Consider the following 11,028-nt stretch of genomic DNA (forward strand, 5'->3'; position numbering starts at 1 on the left):
GTGTTCTTATGAAAGGCATGGTTTTTACTTCTTTTCTCGAAATGGTCGAAAATAAATTTTCTCTTGGTATTGTCGATCAAATTATTGAAAGCTCCGACTTGCCGTCGGGCGGTAGCTATACCTCTGTCGGTACATACGATCATAATGAAATGATTCAGCTTATTGTACAGCTAAGCCAGCGGACAAACATTCCCGTTACCGACTTGATCATCACTTTCGGCGAATATCTGTTTACACAGCTTATCGAACTTCATCCTCAATTCATCCAAGAAAACAGCTCCGTATTCAGCTTTCTGCAAAAAGTGGACAGCTATATTCACGTAGAAGTCCGCAAGCTCTATCCAGGCGCCGAGCTGCCGGCATTCGAATATGACACTTCGGTACCTGGAACGCTGATCATGACCTACCGGTCCTCGCGACCTTTTGCCGATTTGGCAGAGGGGCTCATCATGGGATGCATTCAGTATTATGGCGAGCAGATAAGCATAGCACGGGAGAATTTAGACGAAGGAACCGCGGCCCGATTTATTTTGACGAACACGGAAGTGAAATAGATGCAGGATACGCAGGAACTAGACGTTCTTCGCCGTCAACTAGAACGGGAAAAGAAAGCGCGCAAAGAAGCTGAACAGATCGCCGAGCAGAAAACGCGTGAAATTTATTATGTAAATCAAGAACTTAGACAGTTGAACGATCAGCTGGAGGAATTGGTGAAGGAGCGTACGGTGGAGCTATCCAAAGCACGCGATGAAGCCATTGAAGCCAATCAAATCAAAAGCCAGTTTCTGGCCAATATGAGCCATGAACTACGCACGCCGCTCAACGCTATTATCGGTTATAGTGAAATGCTCAAAGAAGATGCCGAAGATATGAATGAACCCATATTCGCAGACGACCTAGGCAAAATCCATAACGCGGGGAAACATCTGCTGACACTTATTAATGATATTCTGGATCTCTCCAAGATCGAAGCTGGCAAGATGGATCTCTACTTGGAAGTATGTGATATCCCGACGCTTATTCACGAAGTTCTGACAACTGTAAATCCGCTAATAGAGTCAGGCGGCAACCATTTGGAAGTTGCCTTCCCCCAAGGCGAAATGAAGACAGACATCACGAAGCTTAGACAGATCTTGTTCAATTTGCTAAGCAATGCCGGTAAGTTTACCAAGGATGGAACGATATGGCTAACAATTGGCTATGAAATGGCAAATGGGCATCCAGGCATTAGCTTCAGCATTAAAGACACCGGCATCGGCATGACGCCTGAACAGATGGAACATTTATTTCATGCTTTTAAACAAGCCGATTCCTCGACAACAAGGAAATACGGAGGCACAGGACTGGGACTTGCGATCAGTCAAAAGCTGTGCAAAATGATGGGTGGCCAGATCACTGTCGATAGTACGTACAGTCAAGGCACAACTTTTGCTTTCTGGTTGCCTCTACTAGAGAATCATGCGGAAGGCATTAACGATCCATTAACGGAAAACGGCTCATGGACGATGCAGCGAAACCGCACGGTTCTGGTTATTGATGATGATCCTGCTATGCTGCAGTTGATGCAGCGTTTGCTCAGTAAAGAGGGATGTACGGTGGCGCTGGCCCAAAATGGACAAGAAGGCCTTCGGCTCGCTAGGGAGCTGCGTCCTACGCTTATCTCCCTTGATGTGCTCATGCCGGGTACCGATGGTTGGACCGTACTAACAACACTCAAAAACGATCCAGAACTATCAGACATACCTGTCATCATGATGACAATGACCGATGATAAAAATATGGGCTATGCACTTGGCGCTGCGGAGTTTTTGATCAAACCGATTTATAAAGAAAAATTAATTTCTGTGCTGGACAAGCATATCCCTGAGAGGCAATCTAACTCGATACTCGTCATTGAAGACGATATCACAACAAGTCAAATGATGACTCAGATGTTGGAGAAAGAAGGCTACAAGGTCACTAAAGCGAAGGATGGACGCGTGGCCTTGCAATTCATGGTACAAGCGCTCCCGCAATTGATTCTGCTCGATTTAATGATGCCGGGAATGGATGGATTCGAGTTCGTTACGGAACTGCGCAAACGCGAGGAATGGCGCTGGATTCCGATTGTTGTCATTACGGCGAAAGACATTGCTTCGGAGGATCGCTTGCGACTGAACGGCTATGTGAAAAAATTAATCCAAAAAGGAAGCTTTAGGCGCGAAACATTATTACATGAAATCCGCAGCCTAATGGCTGGTTCCATGGAGGACCAGACCATTGGGGAGCATACCTATATACGCAGCAAAGAGGAAACAAACGATGTATAAAATCTTATTAGTTGAAGACAACGAAATGAACCGTGACATGTTATCCCGCCGTTTATTGCGCAAGGGTTATGAAGTCATCATGGCTATGGATGGACAGCAAGGTGTCGATGCCGCAAGATCCGAATCCCCGGATCTCATTCTCATGGATATGAGTCTTCCTGTATTGGACGGCTGGAACGCCACACGTCAACTTAAAGCTTCGCCGGAAACAAAGGAGATCCCCATTATCGCGCTAACCGCCCATGCAATGGCCACGGATCGAGAACAGGCATTTGAGGCGGGATGCGATGATTTTGACACGAAGCCTGTTGAATGGAATCGGCTGCTCGAGAAGATGAAAGTGTATTTGAAAGATCAGTAGCGATCTTTGTAATGGTCAAAGGTTTCCTGCAAACCACTTCTTAATGTATATACCGGACTCCAATCCAAACCGGCAAGCGCGGCACGATTATCCAAGCGGCTGTGAACGATATCTCCAGCTCGAGAAGGTGCGTAAGAGGGATTGAAGCTCATCCCGCTGATGTCGCACATTTCCTTAAGAAGAACGTTAACACTTGTCTGCTCGTTCCAACTAATATTGTATAATCCTCGGCCGCCCTTACTCAGTGCGGCCATATTTGCGCGTACGATATCTTTCACATAAATAAAATCTCTTGTTTGCTCCCCATCACCAAAAATCAATGGTTGTTGACCCGCTAGAAGCTTATCAACGAAAATGGAGACTACGCCTCCCTCACCCTTTGGATCCTGTCTAATCCCATATACGTTCGCATAACGCAAAATCGTATAATCCAACTCATAAAGAGAAGAAAAGCTTTCTATATAGTGTTCCGGTGTATGTTTAGAAATACCATAGAAGGATAGCGGCTTTATCGGATGATTCTCATCAACGCCCAAATATTGCGGGGTTCCATACACAGCTGCGGATGAAGCGTAAATCAGCTTACGAACACCATGCTCCCTGCATTGTTCCAAGACGGCAAGAGTACCGAGAATGTTTATTTTAGCGTCTAGTAAAGGATTAGTAAGCGAAGTCTGAACATCGATTTGTGCAGCATGATGAATCACGACTTCTGGGCGTGCAGCGGTGAAAGTCTCTGCTAATCCATTATCTAACAAATCTCCATGATGGAAGACAGCAAGGGGATTCAAATTTTCTTTACGACCTGTAGATAAATTATCAAAAATATGTACGTGATGCCCTGAAATGATCAATTGATCGACAATATGTGAAGCAATAAAACCCGCTCCCCCAGTAACTAAAATATTCATAAGCGCACGCCCCATCATGATAACGTAAATAAGCTGAAAAATAGATCACTCGACTTGAGTTTTATTATATTATAGATCTCCTCCGTGTAGTTAGAATGAAAAAAATACAAATAAAAAAGAGCCATTATTTCGAACTAGATGAACTAGCTCAAGATAATGTCTCTATTTTTGTTTGACTTGGATTTAATTCTTCACGACTCTATCATATAAAAAGTCGGCAATATGGACGGCCTCCATGCGGTCTTTTTGCCCGTGCTTTTCAATACCCAGCTTCATTTGCAGCAAGCAGCCAGGGTTGCTTGTAACGAGATATTGAGCGGCAGTAGCGTTCACATTTTCCATTTTATGCTCAAGAATTTGGTTCGCCATAACGGGTTGTGTGACATTATAAATGCCGGCCGAACCACAGCAGGAGCCTGCATCTTTCATTTCTATATAGGCAACGCTGCCTACCTCTTTCAGAAGCTGTCTGGCAGGATTGCTGCCTTTCATAACATTACGCAGATGACAAGAGTCCTGATACGTAACGCGAGTGGAAGCTCCACCGTCAACGGTCTCTGCGAACTGGAGTGGACGTCCTTGCTCTACAAGAATCGTACTGATGTCCTTCACTCGTACAGCGAACCAAGCCGATGCTTCCTTCCATTCCGGCTCCTCATGAAGCAAATGATCATACTCTACAAGAATGGCACCGCAGCCACCCGCATTGGACACGATATAATCTACACCGGCCTCTTGGAAAGCGCGAATGTTATTCTTGGCCAAAGCTTTTGCCTGATCACTCTCACCGCTGTGTGCATGTAGGGCCCCGCAACAATTCTGCGTCTCTGGAATGACTACGTCAAATCCTGCTTCAGAAAGCAGCTTTACCGTTTTGATATTCGTTTCGGTAAACAAAACATCCATTAAGCAGCCACGGAACATGCCAACCGTAGCTATCTTTTCCCCTTTTGCCGGAATGTAGGTACCCAATTGCTCTACGATCCCTTTACTGGAAGCGTCAGGGAGTATTGTTTCCATATCGGATAAGTGCTTGGAAAATACCTTTACAGCGCCTGTTTTCCTAACGATGGTTTGCAACCCTGATTTTTTATAGAAATGAAGGCCTGATCCCAACAAACTCATCCTTTTTTGATGAGGGAAAAGCTCCTTGAACACCAGCTTACGTACACCGCTTACCCACCATCTGTGCTGCTTCGTATGCGTCTCAATCGCATCACGGGCTTGCTCAATTAACTGTCCATATTTCACATCTGCCGGACACGCTGGTTCACAAGCGCGGCATCCCAGGCAATGGTTCATTTGGTCTTCGAAGCTGATCCCTGGCTCCATAATACCATCCACGGCCGCTTTCATAAGTGAAATTCGCCCGCGAGGGGACTCGGCTTCCACGCCGGTCTCCTTAAATGTCGGACAAGCAGGTAGACAAAAACCACAGCGCATACAATTGGTTAACTGTTCATAATCCAGCTTCTGTACGAGTGTTTCTTGAAGTGTTGCTGCTGGATGCTTAGCCACGATCAATCACCACCCTGCGTCTGGACTCTTTGGCAAACATTTTACCTGGATTTAAAAGAAGGTGTGGATCGAAGACTTCCTTAATCCCTTTCATCATGGCGATTCCGGCACTTCCCACTTTCCATTCCAAGAAAGGGGCTTTGACTAAACCAACACCATGCTCACCAGTAATCGTCCCTCCCATCCCGATAGCCGCTTCAAATATTTCCTCGAAGGCTAATTCAACACGATGTATTTCTTCGTGATCCCTTGCATCCGTCGTCGCCGTTGGGTGAAGGTTGCCATCTCCCGCATGTCCAAAGGTACAAATTTGCACGCGATGCTTCTCGGCTATGCGATTAATCTCTAGGACCATATCAGCAATCTTAGAGCGTGGAACGGTCGCATCCTCTAATATCGTTGTTGGGCGTAGACGAGCTAGTGCAGTAAAGGCGCTTCTCCTTGCCGTTAACAGCTTCAGGGCTTCCTCTTGATTGCTCGCAATGCTGACTTCATCCGCCAGCTCCTCGCGGCAAATTTCTGAGATCCGTTCGATATCCCGCTCGACGGTTTCCATATCTCCATCCTGCTCGATTAACAGAATAGCTGCCATATCGAGCGGAAGTCCCAATTTGGCGAAATCGTCTACAACACGAATCGTAGGATTATCCATGAATTCTAAGGTAGCCGGAATGATGCGATTTTCTATGATTTTAGACACCGTACGAGCTGCTCCATATAAGTCTTTGTACATGGCGAGCATCGTTTTCTTATATTTGGGAGGCGGTATTAGCTTAAGCGTTGCTTCGGTAATGACTGCTAATGTACCCTCCGAGCCAATGAGCAGCTTCGTTAAATCATAGCCGGCCACATCCTTCATCAGCTTCCCGCCTGTTCGCATAATTTCGCCTGAGGCTAGGACACATTCTAATCCGATCACATAATCTTTGGTAGTGCCGTATTTTAAGCCGCGAAGACCTCCGGAGCATTCCGCTATATTTCCGCCTATCGTCGAGATCGACATACTGCTCGGATCTGGTGGATAAAATAAGCCAAGATTTTCAATATGCTCTATGAATTGCTTCGTAATGATACCCGGCTGGACCGTTGCCGTTAAATTTTGCAAATCAATGTCGAGTATCGCATTCATTCGATGCATGACCATCACGATTCCCCCTTGAACGGGAACCGTTCCGCCGCAAAGATTCGTGCCTGAACCTCTGCTTACCAGCGGAATGCGATATTCATTTAACACCTTCATAATCGCAGATACCTGCGCCGTATCTTTGGGATAGATCACACCATCAGGCAGCGCTTGGAGCATAGGTGTTCCATCGTAAGAATGCGTAACAAGAGATTCCATATCATCTTTGAAAAATGCCTCGCCTACAATATCCTGCAGTTTTTGTCTTACTCGACTATCAAGCATAAATACCTCCCATGGGACAACTCATTTATTTCAACACAATTGATCATGTGATCAGATGACTTTTTTTCTATTTTAACTTATGATTGAATAGATGTATAGATACTTCATGGGGGAATTATATGACATTTCAGCAGATTCGACCGCAAAAGGGCTCGGAAATCGTGCTTCAACAAATAAAAATGCAAATCGAGACGGGTACCTATGCACCAGGTTCGAAACTTCCAACTGTTGTTGAACTTGCTGCTAGCTTTCAGGTTGGCCGTTCTACGGTTAGAGAAGCGCTTAGCGGGTTAAAGGCTATAGGCTGGGTAGATATTCGACATGGCGGAGGCACCTTCGTTACGAACCCTTTGCCAAAAGACAGCAGCAGCCTTTTTGACCAAGGCCAAACGCTGCAGGAAGTGCAGGAGGTCCGAAGATTCATAGAGGCGGGTTGTGCTTCGTTAGCCGCAAGTCGCCGTACCGAAGAAAATTTGACGGCACTCAGGCAGATCCTCAGCACTATGGAAGCTTCCCTTGAAAATGAAGAAGAAAGCGAGCAAGCCGATATTCGCTTTCACCTAGAAATCGCCAAAGCCTCCCACAATTCCCTCATGATCGGGATGATGGAGTCATTAACGGAGCGGTTGCAGCAAAGTATGAAGGCTTCTCGCCGGCTATGGTTTTTTGCTGAACGTGCTTCCGCTGAAAAGCTCCTTCAGGAACATCGTGACATCGTCGATGCCATCGAGACGAAAGATGAGCAGCTTGCAGCGGAGAAGATGTCGCAGCATATTCATAAAGTGGACCAAGTTATTCAAAAGCTTGCCAAAATCTCTACGGATAAATTCTGAGAAACTTCACTGCTTATTCTTCTATAACTGGTATTCTATCGATTCGGGGATCGGTAAAGATGTCATACTCACACTTCTACTGTGCGCTCTTGAGCCCTCGTGATCTCGCTTCTTTTCATCTCTTCTCGCCCTCCCTAAAGTACCATCGGAAATTGCACATCATAACATAACTCAAGAGAATCTAAGGTAGAATCTAAGGCAGGGCTAACTTACCCATGATCGTGGGCCGCTCAGCTCCAGTAGCGGATGGCAGATTATTAGGCACGCCATGAATCCAATCGTTACCCAGCAAGGCAAAGAGGACAGCTTCTTTGGCATCACCCGATAAGCCAAGTTCATCCGATGTAAGAATGGATTGCTCTGGAAGCAGTTCTCGGAGCATTCCGAGCAGCGTCTGATTATGCGCCCCGCCACCGCTTACAATCACTTCCGCAATGTTATACTCCGGTAAAACGAAGTCGTTGTAAGAACGGGCGATGGAATGCGCGGTAAATGAAGTCGCTGTCGCGACGATGTCTTCAGGAGGTAGACCTCGCTCAAGTGCAGTCGCCAAATAAGAAGAGGCATATGCTTTACCAAAGAGCTCACGCCCCGTTGTTTTGGGTGGAGGGAGTTTGAAGTAAGGATGTGCCAGCATGCTATTAAGCAGCTCTACATCTACAAAGCCGATAGAGGCCCAAGAGCCATTCGCATCATAAGTTAACCGGCCTTGTGAAAGCTCAAAGACAACTTGGTCCATGATCATATTGCCTGGTCCCGTATCAAAGGCGATAAGACGATGAGCATCGGTCGATGCGGAAGCCGGAATCGCGGTGCAATTGCCAATCCCGCCGATATTTTGGAGAATACGACCCTTTTCCTCATGGCGGAACAGAATAAAGTCCCCGTAAGGCGCAAGCGGTGCACCTTGACCGCCAACCGCCATATCCGCTGTACGGAAATCGCCAACAACAGGTCTTCCCGTCCGCTTAGCAAGGACGGATAAATCGCCGATTTGCAGGGTTGATTTCGGCAGAAATGGATTTGCTTCATCCGCTACCGGGATGTGCCATACCGTCTGACCATGAGAACTGATGAGATCAATTTGCTCCAAGGGGATATTAGCCGCTGCCGCCGCGCGTAACACTGCATCGGCAAAGCGTTCCGCTATCGCGAAGTTCATCCCGCATAACAAAGACACATCGGAATGTTCGATGGAACATAATTCTTTGAGCTTTTCCCGTAATTCATCTTCATAGGCGAAGCTCTCAAAGTGGAGCACCTCGACCTTCGCGTTAACGCCGCAGCCATCAATCCGAACAAGCGCGACGTCAATGCCGTCAAGGGAAGTACCGGACATAATTCCAGCAACCGTCAGAGACGTTTGATTCAATAAGGAACGCAGCATTATAAACCACCCTCCCATTTCCATCCTGCAGGATAGTCTAGACCGAGCGAGACCGGCAGCCGGCCTTGCGGAGTAAGCTGTCCTAACAAGCACTTGGCCGCACTTTGCAGGGCAAGCGGCCGACTTTCATAAGCCGCGACGAAGGTTGAAATCTCAGGCAGCTCCAGCAAATCGTACGGCACTCGCAGTGCGACGACGACAAGCGGCTTGCCGAGCGCCTGCAGGGCAAGCACCAACTCGACCTGCGCGGGATGGAATCGGGCGTTGTACGTCCCGATGACGATCTGCTCCGCCTGCTGCGCCTCGGCGAGCAGCGCAGAGCTGCTCGCTGCCACCTCCGGCAGCGGCAGCACGCGATCGAGCACGTCTAGGCCGTGCTCGGCCAGCGCAGCCCCTAAGCTCGCGGGGCCCGCGTATGTTTCGTCGACACCCGACGAAACGGCTGCGGCCACAGTGATCGCGAGCGTCTTCTCCCGCTTCAGCGGGAGCAGCTTCTGCTCGTCTTTGACGAGCGTGATGCTCGCCTCGCTGAGGCGCTGGGCGACCGCGCGGTGCGCCGCGGTCCCTACCTCATCCGCGGCCGCCGCACTTGGCCGCGCTTCAAACAAGCCGCGCCGCTCCTTGAGCGCGAGCAAACGGGCGACCGAAGCGTCAATACGCGCTTCGGTAATCCGCCCTTCGCGCACCGCGCGCTCCAGCGCGGTGATGGCCGCGAGCTGGCGGTCGCGGCTGTGGCTGATCAGCACGAGATCAGCCCCCGCTTCGACCGCCATGACAGCCGCCGGCGCTGTGCCGTAATGCTCGGAGATCGCGTTCATTTCCATACAATCGGTCATGATAACTCCCTCAAAGCCGAGCTCCTCACGAAGCAATCCAGTAAGTACAGACTTCGAAAGAGTGACAGGCAGCTTATCCGATTCTAAAGCGGGGAAATAAATGTGCGCTGACATAATAGCATCCACGCCGCTCTTGATCGATTCAACGAAAGGCACCAATTCAACCGCACGAATACGAACTTCAGAATGCTCGATCGTTGGTAAATCCAGATGCGAATCTACGTTTGTATCACCATGACCTGGGAAATGCTTGGCCGTTGCAACGACCCCGGCATCCTGGTAACCTTGCATCGACTGACTTCCATATTCGGCGACAAGTTCCGGAGACTCCCCGAATGATCGAACGCCGATAACGGGATTATCCGGATTATTATTCACATCCAGAACAGGTGCGAAGTTCATATTAACGCCCAGTGTTCGCAATTCCTGCCCTGAAATAAAGGACGACTCATAGGCAGACTTTGAACCGTCAGCTGCTTTAAGAGCTCCCGCAGCTAGTGCCATCTGTCCTGGCATTAACGCCACGCCTTCAGTCAAGCGAGCCACCATGCCGCCCTCTTGATCAATGGATATCCATAACGGCAGATTCTGAGAACGCTTTGCAACTTGTTGGAGCTGCTCGGATAACCGAGCAACTTGCTGTGTGTCCTGTACATTACGCGCGAAGTAAATGACCCCGCCTATGTGGTTTTGTTCAATAAAGCTCTCCAGATCTTCAGTCATACCCGTACCTTCAAAACCACAAAGGATCATCTGACCTATTTTTTGCCGAAGCGTCAATTCATTGATGTCTCTCTGGCTCCTGCTCGTATTCATATTCATATCGTTTACTAACTCCCCTCGTCAAGCAATCAAATTCCTATATGTAAGTGTTTACAATGCAAACCGAATACCTATTATTATAGGAATAAAAAAATAATATTTCAATATAAATATAATATGTGAAATTTTATTTTAAATTGAAATAGAACCGAGAAGAGTGAAAAGAGGCAAACGAATGTCATCCATTCGCTGCCTCTTTTTTGCTAACCCATATAAAAAGAAATGACATCTAAAGCCTCGCGACCATAGGGAAAGCCCTTGTCGAAATCCTATCGGGGAACGACAAAAAAAGTGGTTGAGCAGGAAAGCTTCCTGTTCAACCACTTTACTTTGTCATACGATACCGGCAAGAGGACTCGAACCTCCACCCTTTCGGACTCGATTTTGAGTCGAGCGCGTCTGCCATTCCGCCATGCCGGCTTAGCTGCACGCCTTGATGTGTTACGGCGTGCTTGCAGTTAAGATAATGCCGAAGACCGGACTTGAACCGGTACGGTAGTCACCTACCGCAGGATTTTAAGTCCTGTGCGTCTGCCGATTCCGCCACTCCGGCTTAATTGAAAGCTCCGAACTGGATGTAACTAAGCTACCATCCAGTTCGTTACTTTGGGATGCGCGTAGAGGGACTTGAACCCCCACGGTC

9 protein-coding genes and 2 tRNA genes are annotated in these 11,028 nt (G+C 47.9%); 4 read left to right on the top strand and 7 right to left on the bottom strand.

All coding sequences use genetic code 11. The features are described from left to right. The first annotated feature begins 8 nt into the window (after window positions 1–8). From GC098_RS02625 to GC098_RS02635, 3 genes are read left to right on the top strand one after another with little or no spacing between them, the layout of a single operon-like run. The gene (locus GC098_RS02625) at window positions 9–554 is read left to right on the top strand and encodes a heme NO-binding domain-containing protein (protein ID WP_171640695.1); all 546 of its coding nucleotides are present in this window, start codon (window positions 9–11) and stop codon (window positions 552–554) included. Next, entirely contained in the window at window positions 555–2,309 is a 1,755-nt protein-coding gene (locus GC098_RS02630) for a hybrid sensor histidine kinase/response regulator (RefSeq protein WP_171640697.1), read from the top strand. It begins immediately after the preceding gene. Then, window positions 2,302–2,670, top strand: a complete 369-nt coding sequence (locus GC098_RS02635; protein WP_171640699.1) for a response regulator — start codon at window positions 2,302–2,304, stop codon at window positions 2,668–2,670. Before GC098_RS02630 ends, GC098_RS02635 begins: the two co-directional genes overlap by 8 nt. Here the strand turns inward: GC098_RS02635 and GC098_RS02640 are convergent. From GC098_RS02640 to GC098_RS02650, 3 genes are all read right to left on the bottom strand, one after another. Next, window positions 2,664–3,581, bottom strand: coding sequence for an NAD-dependent epimerase/dehydratase family protein (locus GC098_RS02640; protein ID WP_171640701.1), 918 nt, complete (start codon window positions 3,579–3,581; stop codon window positions 2,664–2,666). The two genes, GC098_RS02635 and GC098_RS02640, sit on opposite strands and share 7 nt — an antisense overlap. Window positions 3,582–3,764: 183 nt before the next feature. Beyond that, window positions 3,765–5,099 (bottom strand): (Fe-S)-binding protein, encoded by a 1,335-nt coding sequence (locus GC098_RS02645; RefSeq protein ID WP_376773821.1) that lies wholly within the window; start codon window positions 5,097–5,099, stop codon window positions 3,765–3,767. Next, a complete protein-coding gene (locus GC098_RS02650; RefSeq protein WP_171640703.1) occupies window positions 5,092–6,507 on the bottom strand; it encodes an FAD-binding oxidoreductase in 1,416 nt (471 codons plus the stop codon). Before GC098_RS02650 ends, GC098_RS02645 begins: the two co-directional genes overlap by 8 nt. A 119-nt stretch (window positions 6,508–6,626) precedes the next feature. Between GC098_RS02650 and GC098_RS02655 the strand changes: the two genes are divergently transcribed. Next, on the top strand, window positions 6,627–7,340 hold the full coding sequence (locus GC098_RS02655; RefSeq protein WP_171640705.1) for a FadR/GntR family transcriptional regulator: 714 nt from the start codon (window positions 6,627–6,629) through the stop codon (window positions 7,338–7,340). A 193-nt stretch (window positions 7,341–7,533) separates the two neighbouring features. Here the strand turns inward: GC098_RS02655 and GC098_RS02660 are convergent, their stop codons facing one another. The 4 genes from GC098_RS02660 to GC098_RS02675 all read right to left on the bottom strand — a co-directional run bounded on the left by GC098_RS02660 (window position 7,534) and on the right by GC098_RS02675 (window position 10,938). After that, a complete protein-coding gene (locus GC098_RS02660; protein ID WP_171640707.1) occupies window positions 7,534–8,727 on the bottom strand; it encodes an anhydro-N-acetylmuramic acid kinase in 1,194 nt (397 codons plus the stop codon). Beyond that, window positions 8,727–10,385 carry a beta-N-acetylhexosaminidase gene (nagZ, locus tag GC098_RS02665; protein ID WP_246358384.1) on the bottom strand — a complete coding sequence of 553 codons (1,659 nt, stop codon included), beginning with the start codon at window positions 10,383–10,385 and terminating at the stop codon, window positions 8,727–8,729. Before nagZ ends, GC098_RS02660 begins: the two co-directional genes overlap by 1 nt. 341 nt (window positions 10,386–10,726) lie before the next feature. After that, window positions 10,727–10,805 (bottom strand) — tRNA-Leu (locus GC098_RS02670). 47 nt (window positions 10,806–10,852) lie between these two features. Next, window positions 10,853–10,938: transfer RNA gene (locus GC098_RS02675), tRNA-Leu, on the bottom strand. Between the last annotated feature and the right edge of the window lie 90 nt (window positions 10,939–11,028).

Origin of the sequence: Paenibacillus phytorum, assembly GCF_013141715.1 — a bacterium.
GTDB lineage: Bacteria > Bacillota > Bacilli > Paenibacillales > NBRC-103111 > Paenibacillus_E > Paenibacillus_E phytorum.

Coding starts and splice junctions, on each gene's coding strand:
- GC098_RS02625 (WP_171640695.1), top strand. CDS start 9: ATGAAAGGCATGGTTTTTACTTCTTTTCTCGAAATGGTCGAAAATAAA.
- GC098_RS02630 (WP_171640697.1), top strand. CDS start 555: ATGCAGGATACGCAGGAACTAGACGTTCTTCGCCGTCAACTAGAACGG.
- GC098_RS02635 (WP_171640699.1), top strand. CDS start 2,302: ATGTATAAAATCTTATTAGTTGAAGACAACGAAATGAACCGTGACATG.
- GC098_RS02640 (WP_171640701.1), bottom strand. CDS start 3,581: ATGAATATTTTAGTTACTGGGGGAGCGGGTTTTATTGCTTCACATATT.
- GC098_RS02650 (WP_171640703.1), bottom strand. CDS start 6,507: ATGCTTGATAGTCGAGTAAGACAAAAACTGCAGGATATTGTAGGCGAG.
- GC098_RS02655 (WP_171640705.1), top strand. CDS start 6,627: ATGACATTTCAGCAGATTCGACCGCAAAAGGGCTCGGAAATCGTGCTT.
- GC098_RS02660 (WP_171640707.1), bottom strand. CDS start 8,727: ATGCTGCGTTCCTTATTGAATCAAACGTCTCTGACGGTTGCTGGAATT.
- nagZ (WP_246358384.1), bottom strand. CDS start 10,385: ATGAATATGAATACGAGCAGGAGCCAGAGAGACATCAATGAATTGACG.